Source organism: Peribacillus frigoritolerans, from assembly GCF_004358755.1.
GTDB lineage: Bacteria > Bacillota > Bacilli > Bacillales > Bacillaceae > Bacillus_P.
Genome location: NZ_SMZY01000006.1, coordinates 87896 through 110637, shown reverse-complemented (window position 1 = coordinate 110637; position 22742 = coordinate 87896). Strand labels below are relative to the sequence as shown.

Here is a 22742-nt window from a genome sequence, read left to right as displayed (position 1 = left end):
AGGCTAGATTATGTTTGGATGGGATTTCCAAAACAGTAAAAGTGATCGGATCAAGTTGTTTCTTTTTCTTCTCGTGCTTTTTCTGGCAGTAGGCTTTACTATGTCAACGCTTCTTAGAAGCTTAAACCAAGAAACAGCTAATGCGAGAGGAGAAAATCCTACAGATTTAGAGAAATCATCTTTAACAGTCGATTCCTCTAGTCAATCTAATTTAAACCTTAGCTCTTCGGAAGATAAGGTCAATGAGTATGATCAGACAGAACATTTTTCCGCAGAAGAGCTTGAGGCTACTAAAAAGATCGCTGTTCAGTTTGTAACAAAGTTTCATACCTATGATGCAGATAAACCGATGGATTACCTTGATAAGGCAAAACCTTATATGACAGAAGCTATATATGAAAAAATGAAACAGAACGGCAGACGCGAAGTACTTGAACGCTCATATTTGACTGTAAAAGAAACGGATGTGACACCAGTTGTTAACAAGAGCAGCATGATTGTTCGCTGGAATGTCATTGTCAGAGGAGAAGCGAAGTCAGTTGATGGAAAAGTTTCAAAAACAGAAGATTGGTACTTAGTGGGCCTCCGAGACGTTAATGGCGAATGGAAAGTAGAGGATGTGCGAGTGAATGTCCCAAATTAATGATTCCAACGCTCACGAGACTGATGGAAGTTCTGCATTAAAGAATGCGGCAGGTACAGCCGGAAAAGGCGCGGCGAAAAAGATTGCAAAGAAAGCTTTGAAAGCAGCAACTGTAAAGGCAGCCTCAGCTACTGGTTCTACCATTAGTCTTCCTGTCATCTTAGGTATTGCAGCTGCCGCCATTGTTCTCATTGGAGGACTTATCATTATCGCTTTTGTTATCCTGTCTTCAACCGGTGGAGAAGAAGAAAAGCAGCCAGGTATGGGTTATTACGGAGGGGAAATCTCAGAGCTCGGAGCAAATGAAATTCCGGCTCAATATCTGCCAATCTATCAAGCTGCAGAAGAAAAGTATGGGGTGCCTTGGAATTTGCTTGCTGCCCATCACAGGGTAGAAACGAGATTTTCAACGTTAGAAGTAATGGTTTCACCAGTTGGGGCAACTGGGCATATGCAGTTCATGCCTTTGACTTGGATTGGGTGGTCCTATCCGGGAGGAAATCGGTTGGGCAATGCCAATATTCCGAATGAAACCTTAACTGATCCTACCATGATTAAAAAGTATGGAGGATATGGCGTAGATGCAAATGGAGATGGAAAAGCAGATCCATGGGATATTGAGGATGCCATATATTCTGCGGCTAACTATCTTGCTGCAAACGGTGCAGCTGAAGGTGATTTAAGACGAGCAGTATTCGCTTATAATCACGCAGATTGGTATGTGGAAGAAGTCCTCGGTTTTGCCGATCAGTATGTGAAAGGTTATGTAACGGTGGGCGGTGAGAGTGGCGGAAATACAGGCATTGAAGTGGTTGACGTGGGCAACAGATGGATTGGAAACTCTGAATACGTATTTGGCGGAGGAAGGAATCAAAGTGACATATCCAGAGGACGTTTCGACTGTTCAAGTTTTGTTCATTGGGCGTTTAAAGAAGTCGGAGTTGATTTAGGTCCATTAACATCGACCAGCACAGAAACCTTGAAGCATCTAGGCAAACCTGTGTCAGCAAGTGAAATGAAGCCAGGGGATGTTGTTTTCTTCGATACGTATAAAAAAGATGGGCATATAGGGATTTACGTTGGAAACGGGAAGTTTATTGGAGCTCAATCGAGTACAGGCGTTGCAATTGCTGATATGACAAAAGGATATTGGAAAGATGTTTTTAATGGTCGTGTGAAAAGGATATAAACAATTTAATAGTAAATATCTCAATTTAATTGGATATAAGTAATGAATAAGGAGTAGAAACATCACGTGAAAAAATTTAGAGATTCAAAATTTATTTTAATTAGTGTGTTTGTTATATCATTTTTCATTGTGCTCTTCTTTACAACACCATAGCCTAATAAAAGCTGAAGTGCTCTTCAGCTTTTATTAGGCTATTTTTAATACGAAGGCTGGTTATATCCAGTAAGACAGAATAAATAATCTTCAACAATCGGGCCATTAATGGAATAAGAGGAAAGGTCTCATCTCAATTTAATAGACCTTCGGATTCGCATACTGATAGAATAATCAGAAATATATTAGAGGTGGAATGGAATTGAGAAAAAGATTAGGATGCTTACACGCACATTATTCGAATATAGAATATATAGAAAATGAACTTTCCCTATTTAACATTGATTTAATACATTTTGTTGACCCAGCATTAATGTATCGAGTTACATCAGATGAAAAATTCCAAGAATCAGATGCTCAAAATAAAGTTATAGAGCAAATAGAATGGATTGCTTAATGTAAAGTTGATGCTATCCTTATTACTTGCACAAACTATATTGCAATTTTACAAGAAGACCAACTCTCAATATCAGTGCCAATTATTAAAATTGATGAACCTTTCTTTGATTTCATCTGCAATTTACAGCAACCTCAGACAATTCTTTTTACAAATCCTGCAACTGTGGAAGGTACAGTGGAACGTCTTAACCATTATGCTAATAACCATCAAAAACCTTTAGATTTAGAGGTTATTGTTATAAATAATACTTTTGAATTGATAATGCAAGGACAAAAAGAAGAATACAATCATGAAATTTCCAAGTTCTTAAACCAAATCATTAAAGATGAAAAGAAAGTTATCTCCGTTGCTCAATTATCTATGGTTGATGCATCTCGGCAAGTGGAATATAAAACATCTAAGACTATTATTAACCCATTGAATACATTAGTATCTTCTATTGTTAATCAATTAGAATTAGAGAAGAAAATTCAATGATGAACTTATGTGGCTTTCTTCAACAATCGGGCCAGATTGTTGAAGAACGCTTTAACGTACTTATTCAATTACAATTAGATGCAGTATTAGCTAAGAGAGCAAACGAAATTTTATGTAATAAATGTAGGTAATGCTGAAAAATCACATAAGAATCCCAAGATATAATTGCTATAATTTTATATAGTCAATAGATGTAGAAGATATTTCAAACTAGAAGTGAAAGGATGAAAAAATGGATTACTTATATATTGATGAAAAAGGTCCGCAAGAAACAATTAGGATAACGACTCCCTATGATGGAGAGAAGAAAATTAAGTTAGGAAATGATAGCATGTATGTTTATGTTGCTGACTTAATCAAGATAAAAGAGGAATGTCTTCATGAAATTGAAGAGAAATATGAAATGTTAGAAAGAAATTACATGTCTTCTAGAAATTTTCTTGACAATAAAAAGGAATTAAAAGGAAAAGATATTTTGGACAAGAATTTCAAGTATGGTATAGCTAGTCTAAAAGGTCTTGAAGTAGATTTTTATAATTCCTTGTTTGACCTACTCCTTGAAAATGACGTTGATAATTTATTATTTTCAATTAATAAAATGTCTCTAGTTGCAGACAATAGATTGTCAGATTGGATTCTTAAAATAGAAGAAAAAAGGTTCATACCATCAGCAAAGCTTTTAAAATATTCTCTTGTAAAATATTTGGAGATTGAAGCTAGTAATATTGTGATTCAATCTTTTTTTGATTCGAATAAGGGGAATAGAGAAGTTCTTACAGAAATTCAGAAAGACATGATAGCATTCGTTGAAAAGAACAAGCATATCCAGAGAATGAAAGTCCAAATACAGAATTATAAGGAGATAATTCAAACAATTAGAAAAACCAAGCATTTAATTCAAGAAGCTCCTTTTGCTGTAGTTTCATTTGATTGGAACAAGGTATCTTTTGACCTTGACTTATGGATTACAGAAATGGACCTTATTAATAAAATTAATATGCAGTCGGCAGAACTTATTCTTGATGAAGGGATCCCCTTAGAACCGTTCAAGAAATTAAATTTTCCATCAATAAAAGAAAATGAAGATTCTGCTACTCATGTTGGACTTCGAATTTCTGATGTTTTGGTCGTAATTGCAGGAAAATATATTTCAAAATTAGCAATTGAAGTCAGGTACGATAAAAACAATCCAGAAAAAAGGAAACTTTTGTCTAGTGATTGGTTTCAATTAAATGAAAAGCAATTTAATTTATTGAAAAAGATGAATAAATATTTTTTTCCTAATGATTCAACCTACTGTTTTGTTGTTGATACGTATTTTGATGATGCACTTCTATTTGAAACTTATTTTAGATATATAGGCTCTTATGAAACTTTTAATGCTTATAAGGAACATTTAGAAGCACATGTAGACCAACATTTTAAATATTTAGCAGGGAAATTTAGTTCCAAATATGAACTAGCATTAGAAAACGATATAGTAACGAGAAAGGTATATGGGAGTACGCTTTCTGGTATTAAAGCTGGAATTGTACGTACTATATGATCAAACTAGTACCAGAGTTATTGAATAATGAAATATACAATTGAAGGATTAGCAGATAATGTGTACCACCATAAAACAAAACAATATTTTGAGCAAGTTTTCCAAAATCAAGGAATAAATACAAAATAATTACTAAACTAGGTAACGCTGTTAAAGCAAAGCAAGAAAGAGGTATTGATTTTTCAAACCAAACATCAGATGTGGTTAATCCTGAAATCTTAAATAATGCAGATTTGGTTGTTATACTATGCGGACATGCAGCTGACAATTGACCTGTTACACCTCCCAATGGAGGGAGAAGAAAAATGGGAGTTCTTCCAGTGTGTGCGTGATGAGATTGGTGAAAGAATTGAGATTTTTGCGAAGACTGGCGATGCCCCCGGCTTTTCTTCTATCAGAAGTATAAGCAAATCATTTTATATTATAAGTTATTAATGTTAACTATATTGATTTTAACTTTGTAATATACAACAACATATATATTATTATATATGTTGTATTGTTGATGTTTAAAAATATATACTGTACGTTCTATAACTAAATAGGTGCTGATAGTCCAACCTGGTTATCCAGTTTTTTATTGTTTTACCTTTTACAGCTGTTTTTAAGCAACTAGTTTCATAATCTCATTTCACTTTCACATCCACAATGTCATAAAAGTTCAGTCTTATCTCTGCATCCCATTCATCTTGTATAATCACTTTTTTTGCGTAGCGATCAATCTTTGTTACTGTTCCAATTCTTGTCGTATTGTATCCTTTTTTCCATATGGTGATTTTGAGTAATACTTTTTCTTGCAGGCTCTCTGCAAGAAGGCGTTCCAAGTCTTCTATTTGTCCCTCATCTAACAGTGGTCTAGCTGTTTTAAGATATTCTTCTTCCATATCCCACAGCAGCTTTACATGTTCCGTCATAAAGAAACCTTGCCACTTTATGTTTCCCCGGTCTCTAAGCATTGGATCATCGCCACCTTTCAATTAACCTATTATACAAACATATGTTCTTTTTTATCAAGGTGTAATTTATGGATTCTCTAATTAATTGATCTTTTCCATATACCAAGGCAGTCTTAAGACTGTATATTTCTTTAGAAATTAGGAATGGATTTTCAATTAAAATATTTATACGATTTAAGCGGCTGCACGACAGACTGATCAGAAAGGAGAGAGCGCCTTTCTGTCAGTCTGTACGTGTCGCTTCGGCATTAAATGAACCGATAGCAACGGTCTGTAAGGGCTTTGCCTACATTCCGTAAGTTCCTGTTCCATTTGCGGCAAGCCGCCATACCGAACGAGCCGGAAAAAATACAGAGTAAAGAAATACAGATAAAAGAATAAGAGATCAAAAGGAAAGCAGCCATTTCGGCTGCTTTTTATTGTGCTTTTCCCTTTTGAATCCGAATCGTAAAACAGCGCAAGCCGGCTACATCTCCATCCGGCAGGAACCCGAACCTTTCCGGCTGAAGACGAAGGCGGCGAGCCAACCTGTCAAGGGGCACAAAACTTTTTTAAAGGCGCCTGCCGCATAAAAAACTTTTGTGCTCAAACCGCCCTTGACCACTTGCCTATGCGTGCTTTTCGTTCTCCTTGCAAAAGGGGAAAAATCATCCCCTTTGGGGAACATCAGCGCTTCTGATTCCAAAGGGAAATTAAAGGAGGAAACAAAATGGCAAAAAGCGTATATGAAATCATTACAGAGAAGATTATTGAAAAACTTGAAAGTGGGGTGGTGCCATGGCGGAAGCCGTGGTCAAATGCCAGCGCAGTTAACTGGAAAACAACCTTACCGGGGCATTAATACATTTCTTGTTGAACCGGGCGAATATGCTTCAAAGAAGCAGATATTAGAAGCTGGCGGACGAATAAAAAGAGAGGAAATGAAGCATTCGCATATTATTGTGTATTGGCTTTGGAAGGAGAAAGAGGACGAAGAGTCAAAAGAGAAAAAGAAATATGCCAAACCCTTCTATTACAGGGTCTGGGAGATTAATAAACAATGTACCGGCTTAAAAAGCAAAAACACTTATGAAACATTTAATCATGACCCCATTGAAAAAGCAGAAGAAATCTTTAAAGGGTATGTCTATTCACCCGATTATACATTTCAGTCCGGGCAAGCTGTTTACTATCCAACATTGGACCGGATTAACTGTCCTCCTATCAGCGATTTTAAGGTCTCAGAAGAATACTACTGCACCTTGTTTCATGAAATGATCCACAGCACCGGACACACTAGCCGTCTGGCCCGTACTGGCATCACGACAAAAGGCGTTGCGTTTGGAGATGAGGTCTATTCAAAAGAAGAATTAGTGGCAGAAATGGGCGCGGCCATGCTGTGCGGGATAGCAGGGATTGACAACAGTACGATAGATAACAGTGCGAGCTATATTGATTCTTGGGTGAGAGTTCTAAAGAAAGAAAATCGTTTAGTTCTGCAGGCTGCTTCACAGGCTCAGAAAGCCTCAGATTATATTCTGGGAGAAACTTGGAAGGATTCAGTATAAGGATGAAAGAATTAATAAATGGCGCCAGCATAATCGCTGGTGCCACCTCCACGCATGGTTAAAAAACGTACGTTTTTTCTTTTTGGGGATACAGGCATACGAGCCTGTCTTTTACATTCAAAGGAATAGTTCTCATGAATAAATGGATTCTTTAATGCATAAAATGATCATCGAAAAAGGGAACAAACATTCGTATACTGAATAATAAATGAACGGTAAAGGCGGTAATGGTATGAATACAATGCCAAACGAAAAAGCAAGGAGCATTCAGCAAACTGTCGTTCTAGCGATGGAGTTTCATCATGAAACGTCCATTATTTATTTGCAAAACGGTCAGGTTCTCCATTTCATCGGATTCATCCATTACTGGAATGAAGAAACGGACGAGGTTAGAATCATTAACCAATTTGATGACATTGTCCGTATTCAGCTCAATGAGATTGTTATTCTGTATGTATTGGATAATCATGACTAACTATGAATATCTTTATCTTTCAATTCAGGTGAAAATGATTAGACTCATTCAGTATAAAGGCTTTGCACCAAATTAGGGTTTTATGAAAACTTTAATTATTCTAAAAAGATAGTAGCATTAAATAATGTTAAATACAAAATATACAATAACATATATGTTATTGTATATTTTGTCGTATATTTCATCATGTCCTTTTATTTAATCTGCTATATTCCCTTTGGAATTCTAAAATCCTAAAGCTAAAAAGCAACCTTAATGGCTGCTAAAGAGTGTTACATACTAACTGGTGCACTGATAGGGCAATAACCAGCTTTCTCAGGTCTCCTAACAAGTTCTCCTGAACAATTAGGACAAACCTTTAGCATTTCAATGGTGCAGTCCTCGCAAAAAGTACATTCATTTACACATATATATGCATTTCCTTTTAATTCCCCTTCGCATTTCTCACATACAGTTTTCATTTCTAATCCCATGTAAAAACCTCCAATGTTTTAATTATCCTTATTTTAGTTTAATAATGAAGATTGAAACATACTTTTCTTATGGAGTTTAGCTCGTTATACTTAAGAAAATAATGTATTTTTGGAAATTTAAATAAAATAATAAAGGTGGCGTCTCATGGACCCAACTAATCGTCAAATACTAAATATATTGCAAGCAGATGGAAGAGTTTCAATGACAGTGCTAGGAAAGAAAGTTTCTTTATCCGTTCCTGCAGTCACAGTACGAGTAAGGAAGTTGGAGGACCAAGGAATTATTAAAGGGTATAAAGCTGAAATTGACAATGTGAAGATTGATAAACCGGTTCAAGCATTTGTTTTAATGAAAACGCACCGGTGTAAAGCTTTTAGAGAATTTTGCAGAGAAAATCCTTTAGTTATTGAATGTCATAGATTAACTGGAGAGTACAGCTATCTTGTTAAGATCGTGACTAAGTCGTATGAGCTATTGGAGGGGTTTATTGATTCATCCATGGAGTACGGGGAACCTCTTACCATGATGAATCTTTCTTCTCCTGTTTCTAATAAAGTTATTTAGACGTTTGTTAATATAATTCTTTGAGCACTAATTCTCAAAACTTTGTCAGATTTGTTCATTCAGCTCAATATTGTCAGAAATAATGACATCATATACAACACAATATAAGTTAACATATATTGTGTTGTATATGAAAATAGAAACTTATCCACCCAGATATTCAATTGTTCGTTTAAATATAAATATTTAATACATTTGGAACAATAAAAAGCAGAGAATTGACTAACAGGTTCGGTTCAGAGGTGCAAAATAATAAAAACGTATACTAAAAAACGCACTATTTAGCACACCATTTAGCAAATGAAATGGTGTGTTTTTTCAATTTTATAATGAGTTATTTGCAGAGCTTTTATATTAAAATGGAAATATCAGTTAATCCATTAAAGGGCAGGATTGTGGAATAAGAAGTTAGGCCAATAATTACCAAATAAATGAAATTTAGTGTAAAATAGGTACATATTACTTAAAGGGGTGATTATATGGAATACACTTTAAATCAATATATAGCTGTACTACAAGGCAATGCTTTTATTAAAGAAACAAAAAAGATTGGTAATAACTTGGTTGTTACCTACTACAGTACATTTGATGAATTCATCACCGATAATCAAGATTCAAGTTTTACTAGAGAAGAATTTGATAATTATTTTTTAACTGGAGATAAAATTAAAAAAATCATCGTAGGAGAGCCGGTTAGAATCTTACGTGAATTTCCTGAAATTTATGCTGTAACTCTGAATATTAATGAATACCACACTCATGTATATAGGACAAAACTATTTAAATATCTTGGTTTTGATGTTAGTGAGCTTTCTGTTGAAGATGGATCATGGAATGAAAAATTTGCAAATAAATACATAGGTGATAAAGAAGGCAGAGAAAAATTCTTTATTGATTTTATTTGCAATCAGAAGTATTAATACGTTACAAGAGGGATTGTAATCTAGTATTATATATTTTTATATTTGGCTTATTACATTAAAGGGGGCTTATCCGGAACAAGATAAGTCTTTTTTTTATACAAATAGTATTGTTATTATGATTATCATTTGAAATAATTGGTAGTATCTAATAGAAATTTCTATTGTCTGAAAAGGAGCTTTCGATGGAAAAGTTAAAAATGAAATTAAATATCCCTCAAGTAATACTTATGTCCTTTTTTGCTGCCACAGTAGTTACAATTTCAAATTCTCTTATAGACTGGGATAAAAAGATATATGCTGGAATTTTTGCTGGATTGACAACTATTGTAGGTGGGATACTAGCCAAGGTTATTATCAGGGATAAAGATTAAAAACAAAAAATTAAAATTCTTTATCAAACAATCGGGGGCAATTCTTGAATAAGGATAATTAGAGGGAAATTAAAAAGAAAGAGTAATTTACTCTTTCAGCTGGAAATTAATAATTAGTATTATTAGAATCTAATTTATCAGAAATCTTTCTTAAAATTTGATTCTTTTCCTGTTGTATTTTTAGAAATTTTAAAAGAAACCAAATAACAAATACAATGGGAGCTATATAAAACAGAATAGTTATAATTGGAAAAAGAGCAAATATCGCATCACCGTTCATTTTTTCACCTCCTTAATTGGATTATTATACCATATAAATTTTGAGGACAAGTGAGCAATTTTTAAAAGCATTAATAGGTTATTTTACAGTCGGGGGCAATTTTAGCAAAGTGTGATTGCTTTTTTGAGGAACGAATGTTAAGAAGTGCATAATAAAAACCTCAAAAAGAGGTTTCTTACTTTAAGAATATTGCTGCTATTATTAAACCTTTAATCATTATCAAAATAAGTATCCCAGTACCTTTCCATCCTAAACTACCAACTAAATCAGTAAGGTTTCCGGTTTCATCCCTGTTGAAAGCATCTTTCACATATCCAGAAGAGTTTCTTTTTAATTCTTCTTGTCTTAGTTTTTCCCTTCTTATCTCAGGTGTCTGTTTCTCTTCAATCATTATCACACCTCCATTTTCTAGATATTAACATATGTTTCAAATCTCTTAAGAGAATTGAGATGATTAAGGCAGAAAATTTTCCATATTCAACAATCGGGGGCGATTGCTTAACAAAGTGTCGCCATTCTTATTGAAGTATGGGGCCAGCATTCCTGTAAAAACAATAAATTAGAAAGGAGATGTAAATATGTCCATAAATTTTGGATGCTTGGGCTGCAAGCTTGCTAATAAAATCGAACCGGTAAATGTTGTATATGAGAATGAATATATTTGTTGTTTTTTAGATATTGAACCATTTAATGAAGGTCATACGTTAATCCTTCCAAAAAAGCACTATCTAGATGTCGATGATCTAGATATAAAAACGGCAAATGCCATTATGGAAGCATCTATGAAGATTTCAAAAGCCATAAAGAAAATATTCGCCCCAGACGGAATTACTATTTGCCAAAATGGTGGGAAATTTAATGATCTAAGTCATTACCATATGCATATTATTCCGAGGTTTGAAGGCGAACCGTTTTATTATGAAGAACAGATAGATAATGCGAAAGAGAAAAATGAATTTTTGGAAACTAAAGCAAAATTAAAGAGGCAAATAGAATTACAATCTTAAGTTATCGGGGGCTTTACTTCAAAAAGAGTAGAGCATTTTTCTTTTGAACTAACGTCGCAGTTTAGTTCAACAAGAATGAATTGAAACAGGAAGAAAAATGGGGTGATTTTATTTTAGAAAAACTCAGGAAAATTAATATGAAAACTGCTGTATTTATGGGAATTATTTTTTACTCTTTGACTATCTTAATCCACTTTCTTATTTTAAACAAAAGTATTCCATTCATATGGGTTAATGGTGGAAGGTCTGAATCATTCGCTGAACAGCTACCAATATTTGTTATAAGTATTGTTATTTCTATTATTGGAGTAGTTTTTACGTTGATTGTTGGTAGAATTAAACTATATAAATACAAAAGAGGAATAACCGTCATATGTTGGTTTTTTGTTGTACTTTGGTCTTTTGGATTTATACTACAATTGTTTGGAACACCTTTTGAAAAAATGGTTTGTTCGTTAGTATTGCTTATTGGAGTTATCTCGAACTTGCGTATGGCGATTGAAAAAAAATAGATGTAACTAATTAATTAATAAATTTGTGAACAATTACACTTAAACTAAAGGGTGCGTTAGTTAAAGAAGAATTGTGAGTTGAGCAATTTTAGGACTGAGGCCATATTGTAGTTATTCCATTAAAGGGGGCGATTGCAGCAAAGTGGATCGCCTTTTCTGATTGAGGAATTGGGCAGGATTGTTGAATAAAAGAATTGAAAAAGGAGAGAACTAAATGACCTTTAAGTACAATTCGTTTATGTGGGTTGGTTTTACATTGCAACTGTTTTTCATATTAATGTTTATCAGTTCGTTGCTTTCTGTTTTGCCTCCTGTTTTAGCTGCTACTTCCTGTTTAATATTTGGAATTACAAGCTTGCTTTGCGGCATCCCATTACTGAAAATAAATAAGCCAAACTACGTTTTCTCAATAGGTTTAGGGATGGTCTTAATTGCATCAATTATCATATTGTTCACTATCTTTGCCTATTTTCTCGGTGAACCTGGATTCAGTTTTAGGCCTATTGCTTAAAAGTTATCGCATCTTCTAATTGAAGTGAAGTGAAGAATGTTGTTTAATAATTCAATTCAATGTCATTACATAGATGGAGGAATTTATTTTGGAGAAAATTTTAGTTAAAACTGCTATTTATTCATTTATTTCTTCTTTTTCATTGCTATTAGTATTCTTAAATAGAACAAAGTTCACAGAAGATGTAAACGGTATGGGTTCACCTGAAGTAACTTCTTATCAAGATTTTTTCTTTGCGATATTAGAGTACTCAATAATAATTTCAATAATTGCTATCATACTTGTCTTTGTTTATTTGCAATTTAATAAGAAATAATTTAAAACCGTATAAGGGGGCGTTAATCCAAGAAGGATTGACGCTTTTTTTGGAGAAATTTAGTAGAATAGCTTATTAAAGGAGCAATAAATAAGTAATGAAAAAACTATTAGCCGCTGCACTACTATTACTCGGTTGTTTAATGTATTTGATTTTTGCCTTATTCCAAAGTGAACTTTATCTTCCCCACTTCTCTGTAGAGGCGGTAAACCCCATTAGTTTGGACTGGAATAACATCAACATAGATACTAAGTTTCAAGATGGAGAGCCTGGATCAGTCTACCGTATTTGGTTAACGCCCATATACGGAATTGTATGTTTGTCTTTAGTATTAATTGCTTTGTCATTTAGAAGGAAAAATACATAGTTATAAATTTTCCGCAATCGGGGACGTTTGCTTAACAAAGCGTCTTTAATTTAGGGTTAAAGAATAAAAAAGGTAATGAAAAAAGAGAGTTGAAATTGAGTATGAATCAATTATATGTGTCTTTGAATAAAGCAGGTTTGATGTTTAAGGGACAGACAGAACAGGGAGAGGCTGATTTTATTCATCTTGAAACTGACGAGAATGGAATTACACACTCTGTGGACGTGAATACATTTGAAACGCTCTTTGGTGATGTGGAAGGTAATCCAAGTTATGAAGCCTTGTCAGGATCTCATACTTTTAAATTAGAAAATACGCAATGCACTATGACAGCAGAGGAAATGGGTTATCAAAAGTATTTTGACAAATGGAAAGAGCAAGGATTGTTTAATTAACGGATATGTTAGTTAAAGATTTAGGAATGAGGCTATTTTTTAGTTATTCCGTTAAAGGGGGCGATTGCAGCAAACTGTGATTGCTTTTTCTTTGAAGGACTAGGACAAAGGGGTGTTTTATTAGGGGAGAAATTATTAACATTACAGCATTAAAGTACCCAAATATCATTCATTATGAATGGCAAGGAGAGTTAATTAAGAAATCATCTGAATACGTCCTAGTGATTTGTAAACCAGGAAGAGAATTAAAACATCATACAAAAGGGAAAACATTTACAATTAATAATTCATCATTAGAATTCTTTTCTTTTAAGCTATGCTAATCTTTAATGTTGATTTTTGGGTGATAAAAAAGAATGCCTTGAAATATAGGCATTCTTAAATGTTTATGACCATTTTTCTTCATCATCAATCCATTTATTATTCTTTAAATCAAACGATTTATAATCATCCTGAAAAACAAAATACGATGGTAAACCCAATGAAGCTCCACCTGCTTTTTCCCAACATTGGCTAAACCATTCCGTAAAAACTTTTTGCTCTTGTGGAACTAATGTCTCTTCATTTTGCTCATAAAACTCAAAAAAATCATCTAACTGACTGTCGTTTAACTGATGATATTCGACTTCTGGTAATATCTCTTCGCTACCAGCAAAAACCGTTGTATCATTTCCTTCATTGAAAACTTCGTTGGCTTCTTTATCCATTGAGAACATTCTTATTGATAACTCGAACCTCGTAGGTTCAATGAATGCTGAGAAGTCCAATAAATCTATATCATTTGAGAAGTTGTAAGCAAAGATATTTTTGAGATTACTCACTAACAAATCAGATTGCTTTTCAAGGTTGGTTTTAATAGAACCAATATAATTATCGACTGTAAACATAATAAAAACCCCCACAAAAAATTAAAGTTAAGCGGTAAAACGGGATAGTCTTAGTGTTTGATTTGTTTCATTAACTGGGTACAAACAAGATGTAATCACCATGTCCTTTAAATTCTTCACAGAGCCTTCAAATCCCTCTATTTCAAGAAAACGAAACTATGCCAAATAATGCTCCAAATATTTTGAAGCTACCCCGTTAAATCTTTTCATCCAGCGTTTTAAACGACTGTGGAAGTTATTGACGTTTTGAATATGATATATACCTTTAATCACACGAACTTTCCCATCAGACTTAAAACGATAGTGTTCAACACTCTTTTCATTAGAGTATGTGCTAAATGCCCTCCATGAGTCAGTGCAAAGAATGTTGTCTTGAGATAGTTTTTCTCCTACTTTTTTTTTTATTCTTCCTCTACCTAATACTGAGGATAAAGTTGTCTTTTGACGGTCACGAGCTACAAGAACACATACTTGGTCTTTGCTAATGCCTCTATATTCCGAAGAACCTCCACGTTTTCGAGGCTTTCTATCAGTAATTTTTCTCTTTCCCTTTTCAGAGTAAAGAAAGTATGTTTCATCCATTTCCACAATCCCGTTGAATTTTACTTTAAGGTTTCTAATGGGGATGAATTGTATTCAGTAACTGCCGTTTATTTAACCAAGGATTATAAAGGGGAATTAATTATTGATAAAGAGGAATCATTGGATTTAAAGTTCTTTAATTTGAATGAATTACCTAAGGGATTGACCGAAGAATATCGAAGTTACATAACTCCATTCCTTGAAAAAATATCTAAATAAAGATTGATTTTGTTTTTCAACAATCGGGGGCGATAGCAGCAGATAGTGATCACCCTTTAGATAAGAATTGGGCAATTTAAAAGGAATAATTATTGTTTTAGAATAAGGAGACTAGTAATGAGAGCAGCAATTGAAATTGAATTAGGTAAAATAAAAGGTTTGAAATTACAGTATGCAGGAAGAGCCTCTAACCTATTTTGGCTGGGATTTGGAGAAATGGTTCAAATTATTAGGAGAGGCCAAACAGAAGAAACAGCAGAATATGCATTACATATACAATGTTCGTGGAGGATTACATTAGAAAACAAAATTGTTATAGCTTCTCGCGATTTCTATTCTCCAAACTCGAAGTGGGACGACCTTAATGAGGATTTCGATTGGGATATTCAAGGTAACAATCGATTTGATGAACGGATTAAATCTTTTTTTAACGATAATGAACAATTAATAGTAGAAGAAATTGAAGCAGATGATATCGGGGGATTCTCGGCCATTTTATCAAATGGTTATAAGTTAGAAACCTTTCCAGACAGTTCAGAAGACGATGAGGATAGTGAGCATTGGAGGTTCTTTAACCCAAAAGAAAAAAGCCCTCATTTTGTTGTTTCTGGAGAAGGGATTGAAAGAGTTTAATCTTCCACAATCGGGGGCGATTGCAGCAGAGTGTGATTGCTCTTCTCTTTATTGAAGACTAGGGGACGATTGCAGTATATAGTGTTAGATCTTCGCTTACTTAAGATAAGTATTATTCTAGGGAGGGGTTTTAATGTCAAAAGAATACTCGAATGAGCAAAACCAAGTATTTATTGAAAATATAGAGGAATATCGTAGTTTAATTGATGGAGAATCACCAAAAGAAACCGAAAGAATTACGAAGCAATATGCAAAAATACTTATGAAGAGTATTTTGCTCCTTTCTGACCGGAACATTGAAGGAGATGGGGTGGCACAACGACTTGTTTATTTCGATAATCTTCTGGCTGGGGTCGAGTTTCCATATCAATATTATTTAGATGGTACATATGAAAAGTATTTCGGTAAGATGCCTAGAAGAAACGGAAGTAAGAATCCAAATAAATGGAACACCATACATCAGAAGAGTAGAGAGAAGAAGTACAGACAAAATATTAGGCCCAATTAGGACTAAATTGGATCTTTACTGCCTTCTTAAACAATCGGGCGCGTTTGCGGAAGTCGTTATTTAGTAAGATCTGTTCAAGTTTGTAGTGGCTGAATAATAACTTCTTTTCTAATGTGAAATATTAGTAAAGAGGTGAATTATGAAGAAATCGATGCTTATTACTTTATTCCTGCTACTATTAAATCCAGCAGCTTTTTCAGTAAATGCTCAACCAAAAGAATGTCCAGAATTGGATAAGTTAGAAGATACATCAATTAAGGATAAAAACGACGTGGTTAATGCGTTAAATAAACTCATTCCAGAGACTTATGAGGTAGGAATCTACCCTGATATCTATTCACAGTGGAAAGTTTTATCGGTAGTCCCTTTTTTTACTGTGGGTGGAAATCAAGAAGAAGAGAACTATTACGGTATGGCTAAAAATTTTTGCGGTAAGCGAATTGCAGATAAGTCTTGGCTGGTACGTTTAGAATTTCCGCTTTCTAAAGGGGCTAGTTCAAGTCAGGGTCAAATTTTTTTAGCGAAAAGTAAGGATCAAGGTTGGTTTGTCTGGTTTAGGTACCACTAAAGAATTGCAGAAATTATACGTTAGTGTTATTCCGTTATCGGGGGCGTTAATCCAAGAGGGATAACGCTCTATTTGTTGAATTAACTATGAGAAGTATTTTAAACCAGTTAAAATTCTAACTTTCAGAGAGGGCTATTATGAACGATTACGTAAAAACAATGAGAAAATTCATTGGTCAAGAAACCCTACTCACTGTAGGTTGCGGAGCCATCATTGAAGATGAACAAGGAAGAATTCTGTTGCAACAAAGGACAGATTATGGGTTTTGGGGAATCCCCGGAGGTATACTGGAACTTGGCGAAACTTTTGAAGAAACAGTTAAAAGAGAAGTCCTAGAGGAAACAGGTCTGTTCATAACCAAATTAGATCTGTTTGGTATATATTCAGGAGAAAAAGGCTTTGCTAAATATGCTAACGGTGATCAAGTATATAGTGTACAAATCATCTTTTATACAACGGATTATACAGGTATCTTAGAATCTAACAATGAAAGTAAAGAGTTATGCTTTCTACATAAAACCGAATTACCGAAAAATATTAACCCGCACCAATCTTCCTTTATTTTAGATTGGAAAAATGAAGTACCCAAACCCGTTATAAAATGAATTTTAATTGGATGTGTATTAGATTCTTAAATTAAAGTATGGGGTAATCTTGTGGATTATATAAAACATTTAAGGTCAATGGTAGGGAATGAAAAAGTAATTATGGTAGTAGCAGGTGCCTTGGTGTTCAATCCAAAAGGTCTTTTGTTGTTGCAGCTAAGATCGGATAATCAAAAGTGGGGACTTCCAGGTGGCTTTATGGAATTAAATGAATCTGTTCAAGACACTGCCAAAAGAGAAGTGTTTGAAGAGACTGGATTGCATCTTGGAGAGATTTCTTTGTTTGGAATCTACTCAGGTCCAAACAAAGAAAAAACATTTCCTAATGGAGATCAAGTAGCTTTAGTTGAAGTATTTTTTAAATGTAATAATTATACTGGAGTTCTAGTTGAAAAAAATGAGGAATCTCTACAAAATAGGTTTTTCTCGTTAGATGAGTTGCCTAATAATATATTTTTAGAACATATAGGAGTAATCAATGATGTGTTGTCTGAGAAGAAACTACCTGTTGTTGGTTGAAAGTTGGAACCTTGGAACCTCTTACTTGATCAATTAGTATTCTACAGTCGGGGGGCATTTATGGAATATCAATGAACCGTGGATGTTCCTGAAGGATCTTCAACAATCGGGGGAGATTGCAGCAAAGTGGATCGCCTATTTCTTATTGAGGAATTTGGGCACTAATGGAGCAGCCATGAACAGGCATAAACAGAAAAAAGTCTCAGAATGGAACGAGCCTTTTTAGTAATCAGCGTTTAAATTTTATTAGTAAACCTTATGAACAAGATGTTTGTAAAACAAAAATGTTTATGCGAAGAAAGTAACAACTCCAATAAATCCTAATACAAGAAAGATTACTGATGCAGCGATAATAAGTAATTTTTTCAATTATTCCAACTCCTTCAGCTTTCATATTTTATCATTTTCAGGTTTTTAATAAATTGTAAATTATTGTATGATTTATTCTGCATTTTTAATTCATTTTCCTTTATAAAATATAAAAATGATCTTATTGTATTACTGTTAATAGAAATCAGGAGTTATTCCACAATCGAGGGCAATTGCTGAATAAAACGAGCAAAATAGGTCAATAACATTTTCTAAATATTAACCAAGCTAAGGAGGGCGATTATGGAAGGCTCTTGGGAAGGTTTCTTAGATATAATTGGTTTAGATCAAGATATAAGACAAAAAGCTGATTTAAAGGAATTGATACAATTCCCATTAGCAAAACCAAATACAGACTTGTTAATAGGCTTATTTGACTACATAAAAAGTATTTATGGTTCTGAAAAATTCACTATTCTTTGGTGGTATGAGCCAAGCTGCATTAATGTTAAAAACATAAGTAATCCATATACTAAAATCATTAGCAAAGCAGATTTAAAATATTTACAGGGTTTATGGGAAAGAATTGCTGGGGATTATATTTTGTTTTTGCCTGAAGAATTCAATGCAAAAGTTGATACCAGTGATGAAGAGGAATTTATTGGAGTATGCTTAACCAAATACTCTCAATTGCTACTAAAAACTCCTGATGCAAATGAAGTACTGTATTTACGTCTAAATGAATGAATTGTCTTATTCAGCTACAGGGGGCGGTTGCAGCAAAGTGGATCGCCTTTTCTTATTGAGGAATTGTTGAAGATTGCGGAATAAAGATTGATAAAACAAAAGAAACAAACGAGGTGCGGATTTGTTTTTAAATGACTATATGAAAGAGAATTTTTCAAACTTAAATCTTCGGCCACCTTTATTTTATAATTGGGAAATTGGTATACGGTTCGAATTAGGTGTCGAGTGGAATAGAGAATATTATTACGAAAACAGCCAATATTTAAAAGGGGTTTATCATAGGGCTTTAACTTTATTTAATTCATTACATTCAGCAGAAGAAGAAATTTTGGTTGTAATAGATGTAAATGACTTTGGAGATAGAAAATCCTATTTACAAAAAGGGAGGCTATTTTCTCCATATGTTTATGAAAAATCAGTCCTATATAAAATAGAGCATACAGTGACACCTTATATTTTCCCGGAAGACAATGAAGATGGAAAATATAAAACACATAGGTTTATTCTTAAATGTAAGACATCTGATATAAAATACATTTCAATGTTAAAAGCAATATGTCATCAAGATTTAGGAATTAAACCAAGTATTTTTCATAGTATTTATTTTTTAAATATTGAAAGAAAAACCATTTTTAATGTTTATGATGACAGAGGGTGTGATCTGCTTGCTGCTTCTCCTGAATCCATACGATATCTATATAACCAATTCAATGATTGGATATTAGATTACGACAGGGATGAAATAGATATGGTGTTCAAATAAGGAATTACCCTTATTTAACAATCGGGGGCGATTGCAGCAAAGTGGATCGCCTTTTCTTATTGAGGAATTGTGCAGGATTGTTGAATAAAGATTATGTAAGCAAAATTGATATTTCTGAAACTTACAGATAATTCATACGTAATATATTAAAAGAACAAGCTGCCTTTAAGTTATAGAAAATCTAATTATGGAAGGGACGATTTGATTTGAAAAGATTTATTCTTTTTATTCTATTGCTATTTGTTTTATCTGCCTGCCAGAGTGAGCCTCCCAAAACAAAATTTATAGGAGAAACAGAAAATTGGAAGGCAATTGCGGAAGTTAAAACTGAAGAAAAAAAGAATAAGTTCATTATTCAATACAAAGGAAATGAAATAAATTCTATAGGAGAGATCGAATTTAAACTTAGCAGTTCTAACGGGCAATGGGGGATGGGAGCAATTGAATTAAACTCTGACGGAACATTTAAGGAAGAAAATAAAAATGCAGATACTTTGTCAATATTTAAAGCGAGCGAAAAGAACGTAACAATAAAGTGGGACGGTAAAGAAGAAACATTCTCTTTAAATTAGTTCCTGTAGTATTCGATAAAAGGGCTTATCTGGTGAAAGGTAAGTCTTATTTTATGGATATTGTTATTCTTTATTCTTTACTGCTGTTTAAAATAGTTTCTAGAGAGGGAAGAAAATTTGGCAGGACCAAATTAAAAAAGGATGGTAGCAGTTTGAATACAATAGTTCAAGCAATTATAGGTTCTGTTATTTTACATCTGATCTACTATATAATCACATTCACAATAGGATATATAAAGACTAAAAGATATATCCCGGATATAGGAAGAGCGTGGGAAAATGCAAATAATCTTCCCAACGAAGTGGAGTTTGAAAGAAAAGCCTCACCTGCAATATTCATAGGTTCTTTTATTGGCGTAACGTTAATTTGTGGTTTGATAATTTTCACTCTGAAAATATCCTTCATTTAAGCAAAAACTACTTGTAACGCATTTCTATTGATAAGAAAGTGGAAATTCATAAATCAATTAAGATAAAGTTGATTGATCGCGAAGGGGGGAATTAAATTGAAAAAGCGTTTGCTATTGTTGTTCATCTTTATTTACCTTTTTATTTTACTTGCAGCTTGCTCTTCTAAACCACCGGTCGAACTAATTCATTCCACTGTAGAACTAAAAAACGATAAGTCACACCTTGGCTCAATGACGATTATGAATGGAGAAAGAAAAGGGGAAGAAGTTATTCCAACAGCTCTTTATTATTCCATTAGACTTAAAAATACCAGCTGGAATGAACTTGGTGAGGAAGATCCAAAAAATAAGGTTACTGTTAAAATTATTCCAAGTGAAAAGTTGATTGAGGCTTCTAGGGAAATTATTGGATTCAATATTTTTAATTCTGATGAGTATGTGGATTCAGGTGTAGGTTTTGGCGAGTCAATCGATGGAATCATCCCAAAAGGAAAAACGGGAAAATATGATATCTATTATGAATTGGGAGTACAGGATGCTAACCAATCAGAATTTAAGGTTGCTCCTTCAAGAGAAGCGATGGGAGAGTTATTAAAAATCTCCTCAGATGCAACCGTCGTTGTATATGAGGGAAAAAAAGAAGTTGCTCGGTTTAATCTGAATAAATAAGAATTACTGCACACTTGCTACGCTATTGTCATATCAACGAGAAAGTTCAATTTGGTGTGTTTTTTCTTTTTGCTGGGACAACAGAATATTTGCTGGAATCTTTGTTGGATTGACTATTATTGTATGCGGAATTCTATCCAAAATTATAATTAGGGTTAAGACCTAACATTGACCCTTATTAAACAATCGGGGGCTTATCTGGAAAAAGATATGTCTATTTATAAAAATATTATTCTTCAGAAAATTGTACGATCCAAAAAGAAGCTATCAATGGAAAAGTTTAAAATGAAATTAAATATCCCTCAAATGATACTTATGTCCTTTATTGCTGCAACTGTAATTACAATTTCAGATTCTTTTATAGAATGGGACAGTAGATTGTATGCCGGAATTTTTGCCGGAACAACAATTATTTTTTCCGCAATTCTAACCAAAATCGTAATTAGGGATGCAGAATAAAATTATTTTTACTTAACAATCGGGGGCGTTAATCCAATAAAAGGTTAGCGTCCTTTTTGTTTAATTTTTTTATGTAGCCTGGATAGCTCAGGTTCAATTTAATAATTAATAATGGAATTCTACAAAATTGGTCTAGTCCTTGCTGACTCCTTATATAAATGCTCTTTTTCCCATATTGTTGAATAAGTATGTTTGTAATTCACACGAATAGCCTATATTAATAATAAGATTAATTGGCTTATAGGGTAGGAATGTGATTATATGCTATTAACGGAAGTCTGGGAAAAATACCAGCTGGATAAAACGATTGAAGGTTATTCCGTTCTGACAGTAAAAACTTACTGTTTTCAATTCAATTTACTAGTCCGCTACTTTGGAAATGTTGATGTGAACGATATAACTACGAGTAAGCTCAAAACTTATCTAATCAATAAAGGAAACCATTTAAAGCCCTCAAGTCTTGGCCATAGAGTTCGTTGTATCCGATCTTTATTTAGATGGACTTATGAAGAAGGGATCATTAAAAAGAATCCGGCAGCGAAATTAAAAGAACCTAAATTAGGTAAGAGAATTCCAAAGTTCCTTAATGAAGTAGAAATTGAGCAATTGCGTGAGGCTTGTCGTAGCACGTTAGAAAATGCATTATTTGAATTTATCTATTCAACCGGATGCAGGATTGGCGAAGTAGTGAAGCTAAATAGAGATGATATTGATTTCTTTACGAATTCTGTCATTGTCCAAGGTAAAGGAGATAAAGAAAGAGAAGTTTATTTTAATACACGATGTGCAATATGGCTGAAAAGGTACCTTGAGGAAAGAAGTGATCAAGAAGTTAGCTTGTTTGTTACAGAAAGACGTCCTAACAGAAGAATGAGCATAGACTTAATGAGATACATTATTAAACGAATATCAAGCAAAGCAGAGATAAAAAAGAACATACATCCACATCAGCTTAGACACAGCTATGCAACTCATATGATAAATAACGGTGCTCCTATCGAAGTTATCCAAAGTTTACTAGGTCACGAAAAAAGCGAAACCACTAAAATTTATGCTCAGCTAAGCGGTAAACTCAGACAAGATCTGTATAGCAAATACTTTTGATTAATATTAGACGCATCTAAATGAGTGCGTTTTTTTATTGTTAATTTTTACATATTCTGAAATAATTGATATTAAGCAATTG

The 22742-nt window shown here is 33.6% G+C and carries 31 protein-coding genes and 4 pseudogenes; 29 read left to right on the top strand and 6 right to left on the bottom strand.

The features are described from left to right. Window positions 1–10 precede the first annotated feature (10 nt). From E2R53_RS20995 to E2R53_RS23710, 5 genes and pseudogenes are all read left to right on the top strand, one after another. Window positions 11–643, top strand: a complete 633-nt coding sequence (locus tag E2R53_RS20995) for a hypothetical protein (RefSeq protein ID WP_133313672.1) — start codon at window positions 11–13, stop codon at window positions 641–643. Further along, window positions 630–1832 carry an NlpC/P60 family protein gene (locus tag E2R53_RS20990; protein ID WP_133313671.1) on the top strand — a complete coding sequence of 401 codons (1203 nt, stop codon included), beginning with the start codon at window positions 630–632 and terminating at the stop codon, window positions 1830–1832. Before E2R53_RS20995 ends, E2R53_RS20990 begins: the two co-directional genes overlap by 14 nt. Window positions 1833–2181: 349 nt before the next feature. After that, a pseudogene (locus tag E2R53_RS20985) lies at window positions 2182–2862 on the top strand (hypothetical protein). 232 nt (window positions 2863–3094) lie between these two features. Further along, window positions 3095–4408 carry a hypothetical protein gene (locus E2R53_RS20980; RefSeq protein ID WP_133313670.1) on the top strand — a complete coding sequence of 438 codons (1314 nt, stop codon included), beginning with the start codon at window positions 3095–3097 and terminating at the stop codon, window positions 4406–4408. Window positions 4409–4551: 143 nt separating this feature from the next. Next, window positions 4552–4783: pseudogene (locus tag E2R53_RS23710) on the top strand (arsenate reductase); the annotation flags it as partial. Window positions 4784–5034: 251 nt separating this feature from the next. Here the strand turns inward: E2R53_RS23710 and E2R53_RS20970 are convergent. Next, window positions 5035–5364 (bottom strand): YolD-like family protein, encoded by a 330-nt coding sequence (locus tag E2R53_RS20970; protein ID WP_133313669.1) that lies wholly within the window; start codon window positions 5362–5364, stop codon window positions 5035–5037. A 709-nt stretch (window positions 5365–6073) separates the two neighbouring features. On the opposite strand from E2R53_RS20970, the pseudogene E2R53_RS23825 reads away from it, so the two are divergent. The 3 genes and pseudogenes from E2R53_RS23825 to E2R53_RS20960 all read left to right on the top strand — a co-directional run. After that, window positions 6074–6314, top strand: a pseudogene (locus E2R53_RS23825) (ArdC-like ssDNA-binding domain-containing protein); the annotation flags it as partial. Continuing rightward, a complete protein-coding gene (locus tag E2R53_RS20965; RefSeq protein ID WP_353653495.1) occupies window positions 6306–6911 on the top strand; it encodes a zincin-like metallopeptidase domain-containing protein in 606 nt (201 codons plus the stop codon). The pseudogene E2R53_RS23825 and the gene E2R53_RS20965, both read left to right, overlap by 9 nt. 232 nt (window positions 6912–7143) lie before the next feature. Further along, a complete protein-coding gene (locus tag E2R53_RS20960) occupies window positions 7144–7386 on the top strand; it encodes a YolD-like family protein (RefSeq protein ID WP_165971063.1) in 243 nt (80 codons plus the stop codon). Between the two features lie 272 nt (window positions 7387–7658). Here the strand turns inward: E2R53_RS20960 and E2R53_RS20955 are convergent, their stop codons facing one another. Next, window positions 7659–7859, bottom strand: coding sequence for a DUF1272 domain-containing protein (locus E2R53_RS20955; protein ID WP_133313667.1), 201 nt, complete (start codon window positions 7857–7859; stop codon window positions 7659–7661). A 145-nt stretch (window positions 7860–8004) separates the two neighbouring features. Between E2R53_RS20955 and E2R53_RS20950 the strand changes: the two genes are divergently transcribed. The 3 genes from E2R53_RS20950 to E2R53_RS20940 all read left to right on the top strand — a co-directional run bounded on the left by E2R53_RS20950 (window position 8005) and on the right by E2R53_RS20940 (window position 9718). Next, window positions 8005–8424: an Lrp/AsnC family transcriptional regulator gene (locus tag E2R53_RS20950; RefSeq protein ID WP_133313666.1), complete on the top strand. Its 420-nt coding sequence runs from the start codon at window positions 8005–8007 to the stop codon at window positions 8422–8424. Window positions 8425–8903: 479 nt separating this feature from the next. Further along, a complete protein-coding gene (locus E2R53_RS20945; protein ID WP_133313665.1) occupies window positions 8904–9344 on the top strand; it encodes a hypothetical protein in 441 nt (146 codons plus the stop codon). A gap of 185 nt (window positions 9345–9529) precedes the next feature. Next, the gene (locus E2R53_RS20940; protein ID WP_133313664.1) at window positions 9530–9718 is read left to right on the top strand and encodes a hypothetical protein; all 189 of its coding nucleotides are present in this window, start codon (window positions 9530–9532) and stop codon (window positions 9716–9718) included. 106 nt (window positions 9719–9824) lie between these two features. Here E2R53_RS20940 and E2R53_RS23420 read toward each other — a convergent pair whose 3' ends face one another. Continuing rightward, a complete protein-coding gene (locus E2R53_RS23420; RefSeq protein WP_165971062.1) occupies window positions 9825–9998 on the bottom strand; it encodes a hypothetical protein in 174 nt (57 codons plus the stop codon). 175 nt (window positions 9999–10173) lie between these two features. Further along, complete coding sequence (locus E2R53_RS20935) at window positions 10174–10389, bottom strand: DUF6366 family protein (protein WP_133313663.1); 216 nt, start codon at window positions 10387–10389, stop codon at window positions 10174–10176. Window positions 10390–10576: 187 nt separating this feature from the next. Here E2R53_RS20935 and E2R53_RS20930 point away from each other — a divergent pair, with 187 nt between their 5' ends. From E2R53_RS20930 to E2R53_RS20905, 6 genes are all read left to right on the top strand, one after another. After that, window positions 10577–11005: an HIT family protein gene (locus E2R53_RS20930; protein WP_133313662.1), complete on the top strand. Its 429-nt coding sequence runs from the start codon at window positions 10577–10579 to the stop codon at window positions 11003–11005. Between the two features lie 80 nt (window positions 11006–11085). Then, window positions 11086–11517, top strand: a complete 432-nt coding sequence (locus E2R53_RS20925; protein ID WP_133313661.1) for a hypothetical protein — start codon at window positions 11086–11088, stop codon at window positions 11515–11517. Between the two features lie 214 nt (window positions 11518–11731). Continuing rightward, the gene (locus E2R53_RS20920; protein WP_133313660.1) at window positions 11732–12028 is read left to right on the top strand and encodes a hypothetical protein; all 297 of its coding nucleotides are present in this window, start codon (window positions 11732–11734) and stop codon (window positions 12026–12028) included. 88 nt (window positions 12029–12116) lie between these two features. Further along, window positions 12117–12344 carry a hypothetical protein gene (locus E2R53_RS20915; protein WP_133313659.1) on the top strand — a complete coding sequence of 76 codons (228 nt, stop codon included), beginning with the start codon at window positions 12117–12119 and terminating at the stop codon, window positions 12342–12344. Window positions 12345–12441: 97 nt separating this feature from the next. Further along, on the top strand, window positions 12442–12711 hold the full coding sequence (locus E2R53_RS20910; RefSeq protein ID WP_133313658.1) for a hypothetical protein: 270 nt from the start codon (window positions 12442–12444) through the stop codon (window positions 12709–12711). Window positions 12712–12812: 101 nt separating this feature from the next. Beyond that, the gene (locus tag E2R53_RS20905) at window positions 12813–13106 is read left to right on the top strand and encodes a hypothetical protein (protein ID WP_133313712.1); all 294 of its coding nucleotides are present in this window, start codon (window positions 12813–12815) and stop codon (window positions 13104–13106) included. A gap of 386 nt (window positions 13107–13492) precedes the next feature. Here the strand turns inward: E2R53_RS20905 and E2R53_RS20900 are convergent, their stop codons facing one another. Beyond that, window positions 13493–13993 carry a hypothetical protein gene (locus E2R53_RS20900; protein ID WP_133313657.1) on the bottom strand — a complete coding sequence of 167 codons (501 nt, stop codon included), beginning with the start codon at window positions 13991–13993 and terminating at the stop codon, window positions 13493–13495. Between the two features lie 27 nt (window positions 13994–14020). Beyond that, a pseudogene (locus E2R53_RS20895) lies at window positions 14021–14593 on the bottom strand (IS1595 family transposase); the annotation flags it as partial. A gap of 318 nt (window positions 14594–14911) precedes the next feature. Between E2R53_RS20895 and E2R53_RS20890 the strand changes: the two are divergent. The 12 genes from E2R53_RS20890 to E2R53_RS20835 all read left to right on the top strand — a co-directional run bounded on the left by E2R53_RS20890 (window position 14912) and on the right by E2R53_RS20835 (window position 22660). Further along, complete coding sequence (locus E2R53_RS20890; RefSeq protein ID WP_133313656.1) at window positions 14912–15427, top strand: hypothetical protein; 516 nt, start codon at window positions 14912–14914, stop codon at window positions 15425–15427. Between the two features lie 133 nt (window positions 15428–15560). After that, window positions 15561–15935, top strand: a complete 375-nt coding sequence (locus E2R53_RS20885; RefSeq protein WP_133313655.1) for a hypothetical protein — start codon at window positions 15561–15563, stop codon at window positions 15933–15935. 139 nt (window positions 15936–16074) lie between these two features. Next, the gene (locus tag E2R53_RS20880) at window positions 16075–16503 is read left to right on the top strand and encodes a hypothetical protein (protein ID WP_286166353.1); all 429 of its coding nucleotides are present in this window, start codon (window positions 16075–16077) and stop codon (window positions 16501–16503) included. Between the two features lie 137 nt (window positions 16504–16640). Then, complete coding sequence (locus E2R53_RS20875; protein WP_133313654.1) at window positions 16641–17108, top strand: NUDIX hydrolase; 468 nt, start codon at window positions 16641–16643, stop codon at window positions 17106–17108. Window positions 17109–17159: 51 nt separating this feature from the next. Then, window positions 17160–17627 carry an NUDIX hydrolase gene (locus E2R53_RS20870; RefSeq protein ID WP_133313653.1) on the top strand — a complete coding sequence of 156 codons (468 nt, stop codon included), beginning with the start codon at window positions 17160–17162 and terminating at the stop codon, window positions 17625–17627. Window positions 17628–18239: 612 nt separating this feature from the next. Next, entirely contained in the window at window positions 18240–18683 is a 444-nt protein-coding gene (locus E2R53_RS20865) for a hypothetical protein (protein ID WP_133313652.1), read from the top strand. A 139-nt stretch (window positions 18684–18822) separates the two neighbouring features. Beyond that, window positions 18823–19446: a DUF3885 domain-containing protein gene (locus E2R53_RS20860; protein WP_133313710.1), complete on the top strand. Its 624-nt coding sequence runs from the start codon at window positions 18823–18825 to the stop codon at window positions 19444–19446. Between the two features lie 206 nt (window positions 19447–19652). After that, entirely contained in the window at window positions 19653–20018 is a 366-nt protein-coding gene (locus E2R53_RS20855; RefSeq protein WP_133313651.1) for a lipoprotein, read from the top strand. A gap of 53 nt (window positions 20019–20071) precedes the next feature. Then, window positions 20072–20428: a hypothetical protein gene (locus E2R53_RS20850; protein ID WP_133313650.1), complete on the top strand. Its 357-nt coding sequence runs from the start codon at window positions 20072–20074 to the stop codon at window positions 20426–20428. Between the two features lie 96 nt (window positions 20429–20524). Next, on the top strand, window positions 20525–21097 hold the full coding sequence (locus tag E2R53_RS20845) for a hypothetical protein (protein WP_133313649.1): 573 nt from the start codon (window positions 20525–20527) through the stop codon (window positions 21095–21097). Between the two features lie 270 nt (window positions 21098–21367). Continuing rightward, window positions 21368–21556, top strand: coding sequence for a hypothetical protein (locus E2R53_RS20840; protein ID WP_133313648.1), 189 nt, complete (start codon window positions 21368–21370; stop codon window positions 21554–21556). 261 nt (window positions 21557–21817) lie between these two features. Next, window positions 21818–22660, top strand: coding sequence for a tyrosine-type recombinase/integrase (locus tag E2R53_RS20835; protein WP_133313647.1), 843 nt, complete (start codon window positions 21818–21820; stop codon window positions 22658–22660). Window positions 22661–22742: the final 82 nt, after the last annotated feature.

Bases quoted from the DNA above. Each gene is read 5' to 3' on its own strand.
- E2R53_RS20995 (WP_133313672.1), top strand. From the start codon at position 11: ATGTTTGGATGGGATTTCCAAAACAGTAAAAGTGATCGGATCAAGTTG.
- E2R53_RS20990 (WP_133313671.1), top strand. From the start codon at position 630: ATGTCCCAAATTAATGATTCCAACGCTCACGAGACTGATGGAAGTTCT.
- E2R53_RS20980 (WP_133313670.1), top strand. From the start codon at position 3,095: ATGGATTACTTATATATTGATGAAAAAGGTCCGCAAGAAACAATTAGG.
- E2R53_RS20970 (WP_133313669.1), bottom strand. From the start codon at position 5,364: ATGCTTAGAGACCGGGGAAACATAAAGTGGCAAGGTTTCTTTATGACG.
- E2R53_RS20960 (WP_165971063.1), top strand. From the start codon at position 7,144: ATGAATACAATGCCAAACGAAAAAGCAAGGAGCATTCAGCAAACTGTC.
- E2R53_RS20955 (WP_133313667.1), bottom strand. From the start codon at position 7,859: ATGGGATTAGAAATGAAAACTGTATGTGAGAAATGCGAAGGGGAATTA.
- E2R53_RS20950 (WP_133313666.1), top strand. From the start codon at position 8,005: ATGGACCCAACTAATCGTCAAATACTAAATATATTGCAAGCAGATGGA.
- E2R53_RS20945 (WP_133313665.1), top strand. From the start codon at position 8,904: ATGGAATACACTTTAAATCAATATATAGCTGTACTACAAGGCAATGCT.
- E2R53_RS20940 (WP_133313664.1), top strand. From the start codon at position 9,530: ATGGAAAAGTTAAAAATGAAATTAAATATCCCTCAAGTAATACTTATG.
- E2R53_RS23420 (WP_165971062.1), bottom strand. From the start codon at position 9,998: ATGAACGGTGATGCGATATTTGCTCTTTTTCCAATTATAACTATTCTG.
- E2R53_RS20935 (WP_133313663.1), bottom strand. From the start codon at position 10,389: ATGATTGAAGAGAAACAGACACCTGAGATAAGAAGGGAAAAACTAAGA.
- E2R53_RS20930 (WP_133313662.1), top strand. From the start codon at position 10,577: ATGTCCATAAATTTTGGATGCTTGGGCTGCAAGCTTGCTAATAAAATC.
- E2R53_RS20920 (WP_133313660.1), top strand. From the start codon at position 11,732: ATGACCTTTAAGTACAATTCGTTTATGTGGGTTGGTTTTACATTGCAA.
- E2R53_RS20910 (WP_133313658.1), top strand. From the start codon at position 12,442: ATGAAAAAACTATTAGCCGCTGCACTACTATTACTCGGTTGTTTAATG.
- E2R53_RS20905 (WP_133313712.1), top strand. From the start codon at position 12,813: ATGAATCAATTATATGTGTCTTTGAATAAAGCAGGTTTGATGTTTAAG.
- E2R53_RS20900 (WP_133313657.1), bottom strand. From the start codon at position 13,993: ATGTTTACAGTCGATAATTATATTGGTTCTATTAAAACCAACCTTGAA.
- E2R53_RS20890 (WP_133313656.1), top strand. From the start codon at position 14,912: ATGAGAGCAGCAATTGAAATTGAATTAGGTAAAATAAAAGGTTTGAAA.
- E2R53_RS20885 (WP_133313655.1), top strand. From the start codon at position 15,561: ATGTCAAAAGAATACTCGAATGAGCAAAACCAAGTATTTATTGAAAAT.
- E2R53_RS20880 (WP_286166353.1), top strand. From the start codon at position 16,075: ATGAAGAAATCGATGCTTATTACTTTATTCCTGCTACTATTAAATCCA.
- E2R53_RS20875 (WP_133313654.1), top strand. From the start codon at position 16,641: ATGAACGATTACGTAAAAACAATGAGAAAATTCATTGGTCAAGAAACC.
- E2R53_RS20865 (WP_133313652.1), top strand. From the start codon at position 18,240: ATGGAAGGCTCTTGGGAAGGTTTCTTAGATATAATTGGTTTAGATCAA.
- E2R53_RS20860 (WP_133313710.1), top strand. From the start codon at position 18,823: ATGAAAGAGAATTTTTCAAACTTAAATCTTCGGCCACCTTTATTTTAT.
- E2R53_RS20850 (WP_133313650.1), top strand. From the start codon at position 20,072: ATGGATATTGTTATTCTTTATTCTTTACTGCTGTTTAAAATAGTTTCT.
- E2R53_RS20840 (WP_133313648.1), top strand. From the start codon at position 21,368: ATGGAAAAGTTTAAAATGAAATTAAATATCCCTCAAATGATACTTATG.
- E2R53_RS20835 (WP_133313647.1), top strand. From the start codon at position 21,818: ATGCTATTAACGGAAGTCTGGGAAAAATACCAGCTGGATAAAACGATT.